This is a genomic window from Pseudomonas kermanshahensis (assembly GCF_014269205.2).
Classification (GTDB): domain Bacteria; phylum Pseudomonadota; class Gammaproteobacteria; order Pseudomonadales; family Pseudomonadaceae; genus Aquipseudomonas; species Aquipseudomonas kermanshahensis.
Genome location: NZ_JABWRY020000005.1, coordinates 1 through 16,831, shown reverse-complemented (window position 1 = coordinate 16,831; position 16,831 = coordinate 1). Strand labels below are relative to the sequence as shown.

Here is a 16,831-nt window from a genome sequence, read left to right as displayed (position 1 = left end):
TCGTTGGACTTGGCCAGGATCAGGCCGCCACGTGGGCCGCGCAGGGTCTTGTGGGTGGTGGTGGTGACCACGTCAGCGAACGGGATCGGGTTGGGGTACAGGCCAGCGGCAACCAGGCCGGCAACGTGGGCCATGTCGACGAACAACAGCGCACCGACCTTGTCGGCGATGGCGCGGAAGCGTGGGAAGTCCAGGGTCTTGGAGTAGGCCGAGAAGCCGGCGACGATCATTTTCGGCTTGTGCTCGACCGCCAGGCGCTCGACTTCGTCGTAGTCGATCAGGCCGGTCTTGGTGTCGATGCCGTATTGAACCGCGTTGTACAGCTTGCCCGAGGACGACACTTTAGCGCCGTGGGTCAGGTGGCCGCCGTGGGCCAGGCTCATGCCCAGGATGGTGTCACCGGCCTGCAGCAGGGCCAGGTACACCGCGCCGTTGGCGGAAGAGCCGGAGTGCGGCTGGACGTTGGCGTAGTCAGCACCGAACAGCTGCTTGGCGCGCTCGATGGCCAGTGCCTCGACCTTGTCCACGTGCTCGCAGCCACCGTAGTAGCGCTTGCCTGGGTAGCCTTCGGCGTATTTGTTGGTCAGGCCGCTGCCTTGGGCCTGCATGACGCGCTTGCTGGTGTAGTTCTCCGAGGCGATCAGCTCGATGTGATCTTCCTGGCGCTGTTCTTCGGCATTCATCGCCGCCAGCAGTGCGTCGTCGTAACCCTGGATCTGGTCTTGCTTGCTGAACATCTTGTTGTCTCCCGGCAGCGATCATTTCTTGTCTGTAGAGCACTGTGGCCCTTTGTGGCGATGGTATGACTGGCCGGGGTGGGTCAGATGCCTGCGCACGCCTTGCAATGGCGCGTTTACGACATTCGCTTTTGTGTTGTGCATGCCGGCCTCTTCGCGGGGCAAGCCCGCTCCCACAATGGCCGCGTACGCAGGGCCATTGTGGGAGCGGGGTTTACCCGCGAAGAGGCCCGTTCAGACAACCCTGAAATCAGCTTATGTCTGGGTTGTATAGGCAACTGCTGAATCGATGGTTTAGAGTGCTGTTCTGCGTCGTTCACAGGACCGTGTCATGACAGATAAGAGCCAACAATTCGCCAGCGACAACTATTCCGGCATCTGCCCCGAAGCCTGGGCCGCCATGGCCAAGGCCAACATGGGCCACGAACGCGCCTATGGCGATGACCAGTGGACCGAGCGCGCCGCCGAGTACTTCCGCAACTTGTTCGAAACCGACTGCGAAGTGTTTTTCGCCTTCAACGGCACTGCAGCCAACTCCCTGGCCCTGGCCTCGCTGTGCCAGAGCTACCACAGCGTTATCTGCTCCGAGACCGCCCACGTCGAAACCGACGAATGCGGCGCGCCGGAGTTTTTCTCCAACGGTTCCAAGCTGCTCACCGCGCCCAGCGTCAACGGCAAGCTGACGCCTGAGTCGATCCGAGAAGTGGCGTTGAAGCGCCAGGACATCCACTATCCCAAGCCACGTGTGGTAACACTCACCCAGGCCACCGAAGTGGGCACCGTGTACCGCCCCGACGAGCTCAAGGCGATCAGCGCCACCTGCAAGGAACTGGGCCTTAACCTGCACATGGACGGCGCACGCTTCACCAATGCCTGCGCGTTCCTCGGTTGCAGCCCGGCAGAGCTGACCTGGAAGGCCGGCGTCGATGTGCTGTGTTTTGGCGGCACCAAGAACGGCATGGCGGTGGGCGAGGCGATCCTGTTCTTCAATCGCCAGCTGGCCGAAGACTTCGACTACCGCTGCAAGCAGGCCGGGCAGTTGGCGTCGAAGATGCGCTTCTTGTCTGCGCCCTGGGTCGGGCTGTTGGAAGATGGCGCCTGGCTGCGCCACGGCACGCACGCCAACCACTGCGCGCAGCTGCTGGCATCGCTGGTGAGCGACCTGCCAGGGGTGGAGCTGATGTTCCCGGTGGAGGCCAACGGGGTGTTTCTGCAGATGCCAGAGCACGCGATTGAAGCGCTGCGGGGCAAGGGCTGGCGGTTCTATACCTTTATTGGCAGTGGCGGGGCGCGGTTCATGTGCTCCTGGGATACTGAAGAAGACCGGGTGCGTGAGCTGGCGGCGGATATCCGCGCGATCATCACTGCCTGATAGATCGCATTCGCGGGGCAAGCCCGCTCCCATAGGTCCTGCACAGTTTCAGCATCTGTGAGGACCCTGTGGGAGCGGGCTTGCCCCGCGAATGCGATGGCAGCAGCTCCAACCCTCTAAAGCTTGAACCCCCCCATCTGCCGCGCCAGATCATCAGCCAACCCACGCAACGCCTGGCACTCCGCCCGGCACCCCTGCACCTCCGCCGCTGTCTCCCTGGCCAGGTCGGAAATCCCCTGTACCGTCCGGTTGATCTCCTCCGTCACCGCTGACTGCTCTTCAGTCGCTGTCGCCACCTGATGGTTCATGTCGCTGATGTGCTCGACCTTGTCGGTAATCGCCCCCAGCGAGGCACCGGTACGTTGGCTCGACTCAACGCCGCTGCCCGTCGCCTGCTGCCCTGCCTGCATCGACGTCACCGCCGAGCCTGCGCCCTGCTTCAAGCGCTGGATCATCTGCTGCACTTCATCGGTAGACAGCTGCGTACGCCGCGCCAGGGTACGCACCTCATCGGCGACCACGGCAAAACCACGCCCCATCTCCCCTGCCCGCGCCGCCTCGATGGCAGCGTTCAGCGCCAAGAGGTTGGTTTGTTCGGAAATACTGCGGATCACCGCCAATACTTCATCGATCGAGGCGACTTCGTCGGCCAACTGTGCGACCGCATCCGCCGCCTTGCCGATGTCGCCGGACATGCCTTCAATACCCTGGATCGAGCGCCGCACCACGTCACGCGCCTGTAAAGCTTCGTCGCGCGCCGATTGTGACGCTTCAGCGGCATTGCCAGCATTGCGGGCGATGTCCTGCACGGTCAGGCCCATCTCATGCACGGCGGTGGCGACCATTTCGGTCATTTCCTGCTGGCGACCGGAGCGCTCGGCCGTGTTGTCCACCACCTGGGTCACCTGCTCGACGGCCAGGTGCAAGCGTTCAGTCGTGCGCAGCACCTCGCCGATCAACCCGCGCTGGCTGTCGAGGAAGCGGTTGAAGCCTCGGGCCAAGTCACCCAGTTCGTCTTGGCGCGAATCATCCAGGCGGTGGCTAAGGTCTCCCGCGCCGCTGCCGATCTGCACCAGTGCGGCCGTGACGCGGCGGATCGGCCGTACCAAGCCGCGCGCCAGCAACACCACCAGCAGCAACGACAACAGCGCCACGCCGCCACCGATCAAGGTGGTAAGCCAGACTGCCTGATGCATCTGTGCGTAGATCTCGGCCTCAGGCACTTCGGCGACCAAGGTCCAGTTCAGGTCGCGCAGAGGCAAGCCTAATGCCAGGTAGCCTTCGCCATCACGCTGGAAGCGGCTGGTACGCAGGCCCTGGTCGCCACTCATCACCGCTTTCGCGGCCTGTGCGTCAAGCTGGTCGACAAGCTGGCGCTTGCCGCTGAAGGCGCTGTCCGGGTGCACCTGGATCAGCCCATCGTTGCGTACCAAAAATACCTTGCCGTGCTCGCCAAAGCTGAAATCGTGGATCAGCTTCGACAACTCGGTCATGCGCAAGCCCATACCCGCCACGCCAACCAGCTTGCCGTCTTTTTCCACGCGATAGTCGATGAACAGCGCCAACTCGCCCGTGGCACCGTCAATGTCGATGTTGATCAGGCGCTCGGCGCCGCTGTCGATGTAGCCGTAGAACCACGTGTCCTTCGGGTTGGCCCGGCTGAGTGTGCGGTCCAGCCCCTTCTCGTTGTAGTAGTGGCCGGTTTCGGTGGAGGCGAACAGCGTGGTAAAGGCTTTGTTGCGCTGCTTGGCAGCCTCAAGGTATTCGATAAAGCGTGAGGTTTGAGCGGGGTCTTCGCCCTCGGCAAGCCAATCGCGCAGCAGGGTATTGCCGGCTATGTCGGCGGCCGCCACCAGCGGCTGGCCGAGCATGCGCTCGATATCGTTGCGGATTGCCTCGACACTGGCTGGCAGCGCGGTGTCGACCAGGTAGCGTTCGGTGAGGCGGTTGAGCGCCACCGTGAAAATGATCACCACCACCAGGATGCTCGCCAGCAGGGCTGCGCCCATGCTTGCGATCAATTGCCACTGGATACTTTGCCGCCAGATACGCATGCCCGTGCTCCCCGCCAATTATTGTTTTGGGGGAAGTGTATACACTCACGTATCCAGTTATTCCAGTGATCTGGGACATTGTAGGAGCAGCCTTGTGCTGCGAAGAGGCCGGTGACAGCAGCGGAAATCACTGCGTTTTCACCGGCCTCTTCGCAGCACAAGGCTGCTCCTACAAGGGATCGCGGAGTGCTTTATTGTTCGGCGATAGTCCGAACGATCGCGTCCACCGTGGCGTCGATCTGCGCCTGGGTACGCGCCAGCGTCTGCTGATGCTCTTTTTGCAGCTCAACCTGCTTGGAACACAGGTTCAGGGCCGCCAGCACCAGCAGCTTGTCACCGATCAGGGTCGGGTAGGAACGCTTGGTCTCGGCCAGGGCGGTGTTCAGCATCCGCACCGCCTGCGCCAGGGTTTCTTCCTGGCCTTCGGGCGCCTTGATCGAATAGTCGCTGCCGAGGATCGACACGACATTGACCGGCTGCGCTTGCAGGCTCATGCGTTGACGACACCCGCATTGGCGCGGTCAACCAGCGCCTGAATGCGCGCGGCGGTGGCGCCGTTCTTCTCTTCCTGCTCCATCAGCGACAGCTGCAGGGTCTCGTTTTCTTCCTTGGCCTGGGCCAGTTGCTGACCCAGGGTAGTGTTCTGCTCGGTGAGTTGAGCGTTTTTCTGCATCAGGTCGCTGACCAGTTGCTCGATTTGATTCAGGGAGGCTTCCAGCATGGGGTCTATCTCAGGTTGTTGCAAAGGCCGCACACGATAAAGAAAAGCGTGAGTCCTCGCCATTAAATATCGGATTCTTAAGGTTTCTAACCCGCAGATTGACAGGGTAAGCGCCTGCTTGTTCCGACTTGGATCAACCGCCGGTCAGGAAAAGGTTAGCGCGCTCACAATTTTCACCGGTCTCGCTCAAGACTGACCAGTCACGACCGATAGCCAGGCAAGTCATATTTCGTCGCCCTCCCCTGCGACCTCTTTCCCTTGCCTGGATTACGCCCCTCATGTCCCTACGCAACATGAATATCGCCCCGCGCGCGCTGCTCGGCTTCGCGCTGATCGGCCTGTTGATGCTCGGCCTCGGCATCTTCTCGCTGATGCAGATGGGCAACATCCGCCAGGCCGGCGTTGCCATCGAAAGCATCAGCGTGCCCAGCATCAAGACGCTGGACGAACTTACTGCGCTGAACCTGCGCATGCGCACCCTTTCCTATCGCCTGCTGCTCAACCGCGACCCAGAGACGCAGCGCGACACCCTCAACCTGCTGGACCAACGCAACACCCAGATCGACCAAGCGCGCCGTGCCTACGAGCCCATGATCGGCGCACGCGACGAGCAAGCGGCTTACGATCAATACAGCCAACTGCTCAATCAGTACCGCCAGCTGGAGGCGCGCATGCGTAGCCTGAGCCAGGCAGGCCGCACCGACGAATTGCGCGACCTGCTCAACCGCGACATGCTGGCCAACTCCGAGCAGATCAACAAGGTCATGGACACCTTGGTGCGCATCAACACCGACCAGACCCGCGCCACCAATGAAACGGCTGCCAGCCAGTACGCCTCTGCCTTCGCCCTGGTGATTGGCCTGTTGATCGCAGCCACGGTGCTGACCCTGCTGTGCGCCTTCCTGCTGACCCGCAGTATCGTCAAACCGATTGAAGAGGCGCTCAAATGCGCCGAGCAGGTGGCCGACGGCGACCTCACCCACGTCATCCGTGCCGAAGGCACCGACGAAGCCGCGCGCCTGCTACGCGCCATGGCCCGCATGCAGGAGAAACTGCGCGACACCCTGCAATTGATTGCCGGTTCGGCGACCCAACTGGCCTCGGCCGCGGAAGAGCTCAACAGCGTCACTGACGAAAGCGCCCGTGGCTTGCAGCAACAGAACAACGAAATCGAGCAGGCCGCCACCGCGGTCACCGAGATGACCAGCGCCGTGGAAGAAGTGGCGCGCAATGCGGTCAGCACCTCGGAGGCCTCTGGTGAAGCCAGCCGTTCGGCCGGCGACGGGCGCGACCTGGTACTGGAGACCGTCGGCGCCATCGAGCGCATGAGCGGTGATGTGCAGGCCACTGCCACGCTGATCACCCACCTGGCCGAGCAGTCGCGCGACATTGGCAAAGTGCTGGATGTGATTCGCGGCCTGGCCGACCAGACCAACCTGCTGGCGCTCAATGCCGCGATCGAAGCGGCCCGTGCCGGTGAAGCAGGCCGCGGTTTTGCCGTGGTGGCGGATGAAGTGCGGGCATTGGCCCATCGTACCCAGCAGTCGACCAGCGAAATCGAGCGGATGATTGGTAGCATCCAGGGCGGGACCGAAGAGGCGGTGGAGTCGATGCGCACCAGCACAGAACGTGCCGCGTCGACCTTGAATATCGCCCGGGGTGCGGGCATGGCGCTGGATACCATTGCGGGTGCGGTGGCGCAGATCAACGAGCGTAACTTGGTGATTGCCAGCGCGGCGGAAGAGCAGGCCCAGGTGGCCCGTGAGGTGGACCGCAACCTGGTGAATATCAATGACCTGTCGGTGCAGAGCGCGACCGGGGCGCATCAGACCAGCGCGGCGAGTGCCGAGTTGTCGCGGTTGGCGGTGGATTTGAATGGGCTGGTAGCGCGCTTCCGCACCTGATCTGCGGCCCCTTTCGCGGGGCAAGCCCGCTCCCACAGGTTCACCGCATACTTCAGGCTTGCGCAGAAGCTGTGGGAGCGGGCTTGCCCCGCGAAAGGGCCGGCACTGCCCTACCTCCAACATCCAGCAACCATTTCCAGGTCTCAGGCCACTACCCGCTAACCTAGTGTTTCACCTGAATCTTAATTCAGGGAGCATCACATGGAGCGTGCCCAATCCCACCTACTGCGCCGTGGCCGTTTTTCTCAGCCGGGCGGGATATACCTGCTGACCACGGTCACTCTTGAACGCAAGCGGATCTTCACTCAACTGCAGTTTGCCCGAGGCGTGATCCAGCAACTGAGACTGGCCGAGCTCGACGGGCTTTGCCGATCCCTGGCCTGGGTGGTAATGCCTGACCATGTGCATTGGCTGATCGAATTGCGAAGTGGCACGTTGTGCTGCCTGATGCGCAGGTTCAAGTCGCGCAGCAGTCATGCGCTTTATCAGCGGGGTATGCGGCGCGAAAAGATATGGCAGCCCGGCTATCAGGACCGGGCTTTGCGCCGGGAGGAGAGTGTGCTGCAAATGGCGAGGTACATCGTTGCCAACCCCATAAGAGCAGGGCTGGTAGACCGTGCTGGCGATTATCCACATTGGGATGCTGTGTGGATCTGATGGCCCCTTCGCGGGGCAAGCCCGCTCCCACAAAATCACCGTAACCCTCAAGCCTGCGGTGAACCTGTGGGAGCGGCCTTGTGCCGCGAATGGGCCGCAGAGCGGCCCCAAATCTGCAGATCAGTAATCGATCCGCACATCCCCTTTCGGCACACTGCAGCACGACAGGATGTACCCCTCGGCCTCGTCATCCTCGGTAATGCCGCCGTTGTGTTCCATCTCCACCTCGCCACCCAGCTTGAGCACCTTGCATGTCCCGCAAATGCCCATGCCGCAAGCCTTGGGGATCATCAGCCCAACTTTCGCCGCCGCCGCATGCACGGTCTCGCCCGGGGCGATGCGGATGCTCTTCTCGCTGCCGATGAACTCCACCAGGTTGAGGTCCGAAACATCCACTTCCGGCGCATCGGCAGCCTGCTCGGCATGCTCCACGGCATCGGCCTTGGCTTCTGCGGGCGTCGCGCCGAACGACTCTTCGTGGTAGTTCTTCATGTCGAAGCCGACGGCTTCCAGCATGCGTTTGACCGCGGTCATGTACGGCGTCGGGCCGCAGCAGAATACCGTGCGCTCCATGTAGTCGGGCGCGATCAGTTCCATCAAACGCTGGTTCAGGTAACCGCGGTAACCGGCCCAGGGCTCGCCCAGCCCGTGCTTCTCGCAAATGATGTGCAGGCTGAAGTTGGGGATGCGCGAGGCCATCTGCTCCAGCTCGCGGTGGAAGATGATGTCTTTCGGCGAACGGGCGCTGTGCACGAAGACCATGTCGACATTGGCGTTGGTGTCGTAGAACCACCGCGCCATCGACATTACCGGGGTAATACCGACACCGCCCGAGAGGTACAACACTTTGCCCGACGGGAAGTCGATGGCGTTGAACAGCCCCACCGGCCCGTGCACAGGCAGTTCGGCGCCTTCGTGCATGGTGTCGTGCAGGTAGTTGGAGACATGCCCACCCGGCACCCGCTTGACGGTGATCGAGAAGCTGTATGGCACCGACGGCGAACTGGAGATGGTGTAGGAGCGCATCACCGGCTTGCCTTCGATCTCAAGCTCCAAGGTGACGAACTGCCCTGGCTTGAAGAAGAACATGATCGGTTGGTCGGCCATGAAGCAGAAGGTGCGCACGTCCCAGGTCTCCTGGATGACCTTGACGCAGCGCACGATGTGGCGGCCGTTGGCCCAGGTCTGGGTGGTGACCGGATTGAGGAAGGTATCGGACATGTTCATCTCCAGCAGCCGACTATTGGCCTTTTTATGGCGTCGATAATGCGCAAGCTGAAGGCGACGTACATTCCTGCCTGCGACATCGGCGTACTTATCGCGACCAGCCCCATGCTACAAGGGCTGTGGCGTCGTTATTCCAATCGGCCATGTCGCCCATGGATACGGTTCACGGCGCCTTCGGACGCACACTCCACGGCAAAAGAACCTGCTGTTTTTGTAACGACAGCCTTGCGGCACCACAACAATGATTAGCCACCTTTTGCCGGCCGCACACGGCCCCGAGGACCACACGATGGACGTCACCGCAACCCTGAGCCTGGGCGATCCACTGGAAGCAGCACGCAAGGCCACCGCCGAGATGCTGCAAACCCGCGAGCGCACCTACTCGCTGCCCCAGCCTTTCTACACCGACGAGCGTCTGTTCCAGATCGACATGCAGGAGATCTTCCACAAAGAGTGGCTGATCGCCGGCATGACTTGCGAGATTCCGGCCAAAGGCAACTTCATCACCCTGCAGATCGGCAAGAACCCGATCATCGTCATCCGTGGCGCAGAAGGTAAGGTACACGCCTTCCACAACGTCTGCCGCCACCGCGGCTCGCGCCTGTGCACCAGCGACAAGGGCAAGGTGGCCAAGCTGGTCTGCCATTACCACCAGTGGACCTACGAGCTGGACGGCCGCCTGCTGTTCGCCGGCACCGAAATGGGCGCCGACTTCGACATGAAGGAATACGGCCTCAAGCCTGTGAACGTGAAGGTCGCGGGGGGTTACATCTTCATCAGCCTGGCGGAAAACCCGCCAGCCATCGACGAGTTCCTGGCCACTTTGGACCATTACATGGAACCGTACGACATGGAGAACACCAAGATCGCGGTGCAGACCCAGTTGCTGGAAAAGGCCAACTGGAAGCTGGTACTGGAAAACAACCGCGAGTGCTACCACTGCAGCGGCTCGCACCCCGAGCTGCTGCAGACCCTGCTGGAATGGGACGACACCAACGACCCGCGTGCCAGCCAGGAATTCAAAGACCACGTGGCTGCCTCTGCCGCCGCCTGGGAAGCCGAGAAAATCCCGTACCTGCACAAGAGCCACGGCCTGCGTAACCGCATCGTGCGCATGCCGCTGCTCAAGGGCACTGTGTCGATGACCATGGACGGCAAGCAGGCCTGCCAGAAGCTGATGGGCCGTATCAAGAACCCGGACCTCGGCTCGATGCGCATCCTGCACCTGCCTCACTCGTGGAACCACTGCATGGGCGATCACATGATCGTCTTCACCGTGTGGCCGATCAGCGCCCAGGAGACCTTGGTCACCACCAAGTGGCTGGTGCACAAGGATGCGGTTGAAGGCGTCGACTACGACCCGGAGCGCATGCGCAAGGTGTGGGATGCCACCAACGACCAGGACCGCCGCCTGGCGGAAGAGAACCAACGCGGGATCAACTCCACGGCTTATCAGCCAGGGCCGTACTCGAAGACTTATGAGTTTGGTGTGGTGAACTTCATCGACTGGTACAGCCAGCGGGTGCTGGAGAACCTGGGGGCGGAGCCGGCGCCGTATTTGAAGGAAGTGCAGGCGCAGTAAACAATAGTGAACCAGGCAGGCAGAAAATTGGCTGCCTGGTTATGACCTTCATGCACGATCAATCGTGCCCACCGGGTTTCCACGGATCTTCTGCACAACGTTACTGACAATCGTCTGCACCGGGCTAATTCCTGTCTGAATCCGCATAAGGTCCACGACCACGCCGGGTATCTGGCCTGGTGATTTCCACAGATAGGGCACCACGACATCCGAGCTCAGCTTGAGGTTCACAAAACGCTCCGTGATACCAAGGCCCGTAGCCACAGCTCCCGCCATTGCACTTTCTGTCACGGACGGAATAGTCGGAGCCCCCTGCTCCTTCCAAGCAAAGGCAGACGCTGCAATTTTCGCAATCCCCTTTTGGGTTTTGGCAAGGACCTGAACTTGTTGCTTAAATGAAGGCGTGGAGCCCAGTTGGCGCGACTGAACGATCAGTTTGAGCGTCGCCATTAATCCATCCACGACGTTAAGTGCACTTTCTGCCAAGACAGCAAAATAAACTGAGTTGGGAAAGGAGAATGCGCCATTGCGATCGACCCGGTTGATCGGATCGTTTAAGCAATAGGCATAGGTATTTATCCCGCCCCTGCCAAACGGGCTGAGCGTATCGGCGCTGTTGAAGCGCATGAGCGCTGGGTTGTAGGCCCGTCGACCGTTACCGAGAAGGTAATGCCCAGCCAATGCGTCGCGGTATTCCCCGCAAAATGCCAGGCGGGAGCCAGACACCACCCCACACACAGCACCCCAGGCGGTATAGCTACGTGAGCGGGTATGGCGCATCACAGCCAAGTCGTCTGTAAATGCTGAGGTGGACTCACCTCCCCAGATCTGACCTCCGAGACTATTTCATGCATCTGAATGCTCATATGGCCCGAGTCCATATCGATTCTGAGCCCCCTGACAGTATTGGAAATAGCAGGTATTGACGACGCTGGGCTAGGCGTGGGAGGCAGAATTTGTTTTTGTTCACGCTTTATACTGAAAACACTGCGGATATTGTCTCCTATAGACCTCCAAGCTTCTCCCAACCCATTTCCCAACCTTTGCCCGATCGTTATTAACGATTTAAAGATCGAAGTTGTATTGCCAGCGGTAACCAAGCCCAACGCCACGGGCTGCAAACTAGGCGAGCCGGTAAACAACATTCCCACGCCTGTCGTCACCAATGCTGTTTCGACTGCCAGTTGCCGCAGCCCCCAGACACCCGCGTTGTTTTGGGCACGCGTCATCCAGGCAGCCACATTGAGGCCGGCATAGGCCGCAAGGGTCGTAGCTCTGGAAGCTTCAATTGAAGTCAGTACCGCCAGGAACCTGCCGCTAGGGTCGATGTGGTTCACAGGGTCCGCTGCACAGTAGGCATATGCATTCAACCCGCCCCTGCCAAAGGGGCTCAGGCGATCTGGGCTCAAGTAACGCATCTGGCGAGGGCCATACAGCCTATGTCCGTTGCCAAGGTGATAGCACCCTGTCAATGGATCATGACACTGCCCCGCAAAGGCCGTGAGAGGGCCTGCCCCCAGTGGCGCATAGCCGTATGGGGTGAAGGCTCTTTCTATCGAGCTTGAGCTGCGCCCCGCCAACACTGAACGCTGCCTATCGGTCATCAGCAAAAGGTTATTCATCGATAGTCTGAGCTCGTTTCGATGGAATAACGAGACGATAGTACCCGTGAGCACATTAGGAAACTGGCAGAAATGACAGTTGCCTTGGTCGAATTTTGAACAAAACTCTACAGCCCAGGCCCTACAAGGGCTACGACCATTCACGAACACCTTGCCCACAGGTGGATGAACAGAATTCGTTAACAACTCCTCCTGTTGTCTGTTCAAGGCTGTGAATAAACGCTTGAAAGGCCCAGTTGGTAACGGTTTGCGCAATACGGAGAAGACTTGATCATTATTTGAACGATATCGCCAAGCCCGCTATGTGCATGTGCTACAGACGACGGCCAACATCTTATCCACAGAGCCGCCAACAGCGATTGTGGGGAACTTCGCGCATCAGCCCCGCATTCAAACAGCCCAATGCCAGCTTTTATTTGATCATTATTCGATCATGCCCTTGAATCCCGCGTCCCTCTTGGCCTGCAGAGAAGCACGAACACTTTATCCACACCTTGGCGAACAGATTCCGGGGGTAAGATCCCACCGGACCTGTCATTTCTGCCAGTTTCCACATAACCCCCTTTGTGTTTGATTGAAGCCACAGGTTGGGCTTAGCCAGAGGTCACTTATGCACAGGCGCCTGAACGGCACTGTGAAGTGGTTCCACGAGGTGAAGGGAGTGGGAGTGATCAAGGCTGAGGACGGCAGCGGGGACTATTTCGTGGCACGGTGTGCAATTCTGATGGTGGGCAGGGTGCGTCTGCTGGAGGGGAGCGGGTCACCTTCGAACCGGTGATCGAAGGGTTGGCCTTCTGGGCCTTCAATGTGGCTGGCGAGCTGCCTTGACGGCCCAGCAAACCGGCCCTGTAGGAGCAGCCTTGCGCTGCGAAGAGGCCCGTGACAGCAGCGAAGAATCACTGTGCATTTACCGGCCTCTTCGCAGCACAAGGCTGCTCCTACAAAGTGCGCGCATGATGCAAGGCATGTGAAGGGCCTGCTAATTCAGCGCAGGACCCCTTCCTCCACCAATAGCTTGAGGATTGCCTCAGCGCCCTCTTGCGGCGATACATCCTTGAGCACCTTGCCCCCGCCGCCACTGGCCTTGGCCGTTGCCGCTTTCATCCGGTCGGCGCCGCTCTTGGCCTTGATCACCTTCAGTCGCTTGGGCCGTGGGCGGGCCGGTTGCAGCTCTGCCTCGGCCAGCAGGTCGTCTTCGACAATCGCCACGTTACGCGCTGCCAACACACCCCGCCGCGCCGGCCCGAACGCGCTCTGGCGTGGCTTGGGCGCGGCGTTATCCACAGTCGCCAACAACGGCAGGCGCACCTTCAGGCGACGCCGCTGCCCGCGTGGCAGTGCCTGCAGCACCTGGGCGGTGCCATTTTCAATCGACTCCACTTCCGCCAGGCCAACGATCAACGGCCAGCCCAGCTTCTCGGCCAGCAGGAACGGCAACATGCCCGAACCTTCGCCCGTTTCAGCCTGAGTCCCGGTCAGCACCAGCTGGGCGCCAGCGTCGCGCAGGTAGTCGCCAAGCACGCCCAACACATCCGCCCCGGCTGGCTGTTCCAGAACGTCCAGGTGCTCCAGCCCCATGCCCAGATAGGCCCGCAGCGCCTCTTCCTGCGGGTCACCGGCATGCACCACCTGCAAGTTATCCCCAGCCAGTTGCAACCCCAGCTCCACGGCGCGGGCATCTTGCTCGGCGCGGCGCGCGCGGCCAGAGCTTGGGTGAGCACCGATGGAAACCAGGCTGATGACTTTCGTACTCATGCTCGTGCCCTTATGCCGCGTCGCGCTGGGCGCCGCTGCGGAAGTTGTCCACAGCCTCGATCAACGCCTTGAGAATCGCCGAACTGTCGCCAATCACCGACAGGTCAGCCCGTTTGATCATGTCGCAGCCAGGGTCCATGTTGATCGCCACCACCTTGTCGCAGGCACCGATACCCTGCAGGTGCTGGATCGCGCCAGAGATACCCACAGCCACGTATACCCGTGCCGTCACCCAGGTACCGGTAGCACCGACCTGGCGGTTGCGCGGCATGAAGCCGTCGTCCACCGCCACCCGCGAGGCGCCTTCGGTGGCGCCGAGGGCCGCAGTTGCCTTGTGGTACAGGTCCCAGTCCTTGACGCCGTTACCGCCCGAAACGATGAACTCGGACTCGGCCATGGCAATGGTGGCCGGGTCCACGGCCACCGAGCCGAGGTCTTCGATACGCGACAGGCTGCGTGCGACGCTTGTGGACAACTCTACGGGCAGCGCTTCGTGACGGGTTTCGCTGACCGGTTCCGCACATTCTGCCGCAGCCAGGATCAACCGTGGCACGGCGCGTTGCAGGTCCTGTTGACCCGCGCCGGCGCGGCCGATGCATTGGCCGTCCTTGACCTGCCAAACCCGCGTCGCGGGCCGTTCGCCCAAGGCGGCACCGAAGCGCCGCCCCAGCTCGCCGCCACCGGTGCGGCTGTCAGGCAGCAGCCAGTGGCGCGGCGTGAACTGGTTATCCACAGCCCGCAACCCCTGCACAAGCTGCTCGGGTGCATAACCCTCGAACGCTTCGCCTTCGATAACCAGCAGGCGGTCGACGCCGGCTGTGGAAAAGTTGCTTTCCTTATGTTCGCCAAATACCACGGCCAACACAGCACCGTCGTTGCCGGCCAGGCTATGGGCCAGGCCCAGCAGGTCGCGGTCGTGGCTGCTCAGGCGGCCACCGACCATGTCCGGCACCACGGCAATGTAGAACGCCGGCGCCGGCACCTGGTGCAGCGGCAACTGGACGGCCGCCGCCGCTGTGCGTCGCCCGCCGACACCCGTGCCCTGCTGGGCACCGCTGCGGTCGATACGCTTGATGCCACTGGGGCCGATGAAACCGGCGGCGATGGCATGCGGGTTCTTGCGCATGAGGCCGTTGGGCCCCATCCAGCTGGTTTGTTGCGTCTGCATGGCCGCGTGCAGCGGGTGCAGACGGTTACGGGCGATCCACTCGGCGCGTGGGTCGCGGCGGATGATGTCGCTCATCAGTGCACCTCCGCAGGTTCACGTTTAACCGTTGGCGACTTTGGGGCCGCAGGGGTTTCCTCTTCGATCAGCACATCGGCTACCAACTCGGCGAGGTCCTTGATCTGTGGGCGCGGTTCGACAACGCCCTCAAGCATCGCGGTGCACTGTGGGCAACCCACTGCAACCAGCTCCGCCTGGGTCTCGCGAATGTCGTCCATGCGCATGTCGGGGATACGTTGCTTGCCCGGGATGTCGGTGATCGGCGCACCGCCGCCGCCGCCACAGCAACGGGAACGGAAGCCCGAGCGTTCCATCTCGCGCACTTCGATACCCAACGCCTTGAGCACTTCACGGGGCGCTTCGTATTCACCGTTGTAACGGCCCAGGTAGCACGGGTCGTGGTAGGTGACGCTGCCGCCCTTGTGTTGGCCGAGGTTGAGCTTCTTGGCTGCGATCAGTTCGGCGATGTAGGTGCTGTGGTGCTGCACCTGGTAATCCCCACCCAGCGCGCCGTACTCGTTTTTCAGCACATGGAAACTGTGCGGGTCGCAAGTGACGATGCGCTGGAACGTATATTTGGCCAAGGTCTGGATATTGCGTTTGGCCAATTGCTGGAAGGTTGCTTCATCACCCAGGCGACGTGCCACGTCACCGCTGTCGCGTTCCTCCAGGCCAAGCACGGCAAAGTCCACACCCGAGGCCTTGAGCACTTTGACGAACGAGCGCAGGGTGCGCTGGTTGCGCATGTCGAAGGCGCCGTCGCCCACCCAGAACAGCACTTCGGTGGTTTTCACGTCCGACAGCAGTTTCAGGTTGAGGTCGGCCGCCCAGTTCATCCGCCCGCCTGGGGCGAAGCCGCCTGGGTTGTCGGTGGCGATCAGGTTTTCCAGTACTTCCGCGCCTTTGTTCGGTGTCGCACCTTTTTCAAGGGTAAGGTGGCGGCGCATGTCGACGATGGCATCGACGTGCTCGATCATCATCGGGCATTCCTCGACGCAGGCACGGCAGGTGGTGCACGACCACAGCGTTTCGGCGTCGACCAGGCCGTTGACGATCGGCTGGTGCGGGTGGCCACCATGTTCGCCGATCGGCTTGCCCGGGTACGGGCTGCCAGCAAACTTGGCGTCGGTGCCACCGGCCAGGCCGATGACCATGTCTTGAATCAGTTTTTTCGGGTTCAGCGGCTGGCCAGCGGCATAGGCCGGGCACATGGCTTCACATTTACCGCACTGCACGCAGGCATCGAACCCGAGCAGCTGGTTCCAGGTGAAGTCCACCGGTTTTTCCACGCCCAGCGGCGCATTCGGGTCTTCCAGGTCCAGCGGCTTGAGGCCGGTGGAGCGGCCGCCACCGAAACGTTCGGCACGGCGGTGCCAGGCCAGGTGCAAGGCACCGGCGAAGGCGTGTTTCATCGGGCCGCCCCAGGTCATGCCGAAGAACAGCTCCGACACGCCCCACAGCACACCCAGGCCAAGCACGCCGACCATCACCCAGCCACCGGTGTTGGCGGGCAGAATGCCGGCGACCGGCAAGGTGGCGATGAAGAAGCTTGCAGCAAACACCAGCAGGCTTTTCGGCAGGCGCATCCACGGGCCCTTGGACAGGCGCGCAGGTGGGTTAAGGCGGCGTTTGAAGACAAAGATCGCACCGGTGAACATGATCACCGTGGCGACCAGCAGCGCGTAGCCAAGGATCTTGCTCTGCAGGCCGAAGCCGTGCACGAGGATCGCCAAGGCCGCCGACAGCACAAAGCCGCCCGCCGTGGCGACGTGAGTCTTGGACATGTACTTGTCGCGTTCGACCACGTGGTGCAGGTCGACCAGGTAGCGTCGCGGCATGGCCAGCAGGCCGCCGATCAAATTGACCTTGGACGCTCGGCCACGCCGCCACATACGCACCCGGCGCAGGGCGCCGAGCACCGCCAGGCCAAGGGCAGCGAACAGCAGAATGGGTAGAAGGGTGTTCAACATGGGAG

14 protein-coding genes and 2 pseudogenes are annotated in these 16,831 nt (G+C 61.5%); 5 read left to right on the top strand and 11 right to left on the bottom strand.

Translation table 11 applies throughout. From position 1 onward, the window contains the following. On the bottom strand, positions 1 to 737 hold a 737-nt coding region (locus HU764_RS27450), incomplete at its 3' end, for a serine hydroxymethyltransferase (protein WP_217835020.1). 331 nt (positions 738 to 1,068) lie between these two features. On the opposite strand from HU764_RS27450, the gene HU764_RS27445 reads away from it, so the two are divergent. Then, a complete protein-coding gene (locus HU764_RS27445; RefSeq protein ID WP_186682887.1) occupies positions 1,069 to 2,109 on the top strand; it encodes a threonine aldolase family protein in 1,041 nt (346 codons plus the stop codon). A gap of 116 nt (positions 2,110 to 2,225) precedes the next feature. On the opposite strand, the gene HU764_RS28255 is transcribed toward HU764_RS27445, so the two are convergent. From HU764_RS28255 to HU764_RS27430, 4 genes and pseudogenes are all read right to left on the bottom strand, one after another. Continuing rightward, positions 2,226 to 2,954, bottom strand: a complete 729-nt coding sequence (locus HU764_RS28255) for a methyl-accepting chemotaxis protein (protein WP_371097754.1) — start codon at positions 2,952 to 2,954, stop codon at positions 2,226 to 2,228. Positions 2,955 to 3,089: 135 nt separating this feature from the next. Continuing rightward, positions 3,090 to 4,118: pseudogene (locus HU764_RS28250) on the bottom strand (HAMP domain-containing protein); the annotation flags it as partial. A 236-nt stretch (positions 4,119 to 4,354) separates the two neighbouring features. Continuing rightward, on the bottom strand, positions 4,355 to 4,657 hold the full coding sequence (locus HU764_RS27435; protein WP_027594303.1) for a cell division protein ZapA: 303 nt from the start codon (positions 4,655 to 4,657) through the stop codon (positions 4,355 to 4,357). Further along, the gene (locus HU764_RS27430; protein ID WP_027594302.1) at positions 4,654 to 4,884 is read right to left on the bottom strand and encodes an MreC domain-containing protein; all 231 of its coding nucleotides are present in this window, start codon (positions 4,882 to 4,884) and stop codon (positions 4,654 to 4,656) included. Before HU764_RS27430 ends, HU764_RS27435 begins: the two co-directional genes overlap by 4 nt. A 278-nt stretch (positions 4,885 to 5,162) precedes the next feature. On the opposite strand from HU764_RS27430, the pseudogene HU764_RS28245 reads away from it, so the two are divergent. The 3 genes and pseudogenes from HU764_RS28245 to HU764_RS27420 form a co-directional block, all read left to right on the top strand. Then, positions 5,163 to 5,933: pseudogene (locus HU764_RS28245) on the top strand (MCP four helix bundle domain-containing protein); the annotation flags it as partial. Continuing rightward, on the top strand, positions 5,916 to 6,788 hold the full coding sequence (locus HU764_RS28240) for a methyl-accepting chemotaxis protein (RefSeq protein ID WP_371097753.1): 873 nt from the start codon (positions 5,916 to 5,918) through the stop codon (positions 6,786 to 6,788). The pseudogene HU764_RS28245 and the gene HU764_RS28240, both read left to right, overlap by 18 nt. A gap of 201 nt (positions 6,789 to 6,989) precedes the next feature. Beyond that, the gene (locus HU764_RS27420; protein WP_186703156.1) at positions 6,990 to 7,445 is read left to right on the top strand and encodes an REP-associated tyrosine transposase; all 456 of its coding nucleotides are present in this window, start codon (positions 6,990 to 6,992) and stop codon (positions 7,443 to 7,445) included. A 120-nt stretch (positions 7,446 to 7,565) separates the two neighbouring features. Here HU764_RS27420 and gbcB read toward each other — a convergent pair whose 3' ends face one another. Further along, positions 7,566 to 8,666, bottom strand: coding sequence for a glycine-betaine demethylase subunit GbcB (gene gbcB / locus HU764_RS27415; protein ID WP_186682897.1), 1,101 nt, complete (start codon positions 8,664 to 8,666; stop codon positions 7,566 to 7,568). Positions 8,667 to 8,961: 295 nt separating this feature from the next. Here gbcB and gbcA point away from each other — a divergent pair, with 295 nt between their 5' ends. Next, entirely contained in the window at positions 8,962 to 10,254 is a 1,293-nt protein-coding gene (gene gbcA / locus HU764_RS27410) for a glycine-betaine demethylase subunit GbcA (protein WP_186682899.1), read from the top strand. Between the two features lie 48 nt (positions 10,255 to 10,302). Here gbcA and HU764_RS27995 read toward each other — a convergent pair whose 3' ends face one another. From HU764_RS27995 to dgcB, 5 genes are all read right to left on the bottom strand, one after another. Continuing rightward, complete coding sequence (locus HU764_RS27995; protein ID WP_186682901.1) at positions 10,303 to 11,034, bottom strand: RHS repeat-associated core domain-containing protein; 732 nt, start codon at positions 11,032 to 11,034, stop codon at positions 10,303 to 10,305. Beyond that, a complete protein-coding gene (locus tag HU764_RS28235; RefSeq protein ID WP_225935783.1) occupies positions 11,034 to 11,858 on the bottom strand; it encodes an RHS repeat-associated core domain-containing protein in 825 nt (274 codons plus the stop codon). The genes HU764_RS27995 and HU764_RS28235 overlap by 1 nt, the downstream gene beginning before the upstream one ends. A gap of 1,002 nt (positions 11,859 to 12,860) precedes the next feature. After that, on the bottom strand, positions 12,861 to 13,631 hold the full coding sequence (gene etfB, locus HU764_RS27390) for an electron transfer flavoprotein subunit beta (protein WP_186703154.1): 771 nt from the start codon (positions 13,629 to 13,631) through the stop codon (positions 12,861 to 12,863). Positions 13,632 to 13,641: 10 nt separating this feature from the next. Further along, positions 13,642 to 14,874 (bottom strand): electron transfer flavoprotein subunit alpha, encoded by a 1,233-nt coding sequence (etfA, locus tag HU764_RS27385; RefSeq protein WP_186682909.1) that lies wholly within the window; start codon positions 14,872 to 14,874, stop codon positions 13,642 to 13,644. After that, the gene (gene dgcB, locus HU764_RS27380; RefSeq protein ID WP_099428112.1) at positions 14,874 to 16,826 is read right to left on the bottom strand and encodes a dimethylglycine demethylation protein DgcB; all 1,953 of its coding nucleotides are present in this window, start codon (positions 16,824 to 16,826) and stop codon (positions 14,874 to 14,876) included. Before dgcB ends, etfA begins: the two co-directional genes overlap by 1 nt. Between the last annotated feature and the right edge of the window lie 5 nt (positions 16,827 to 16,831).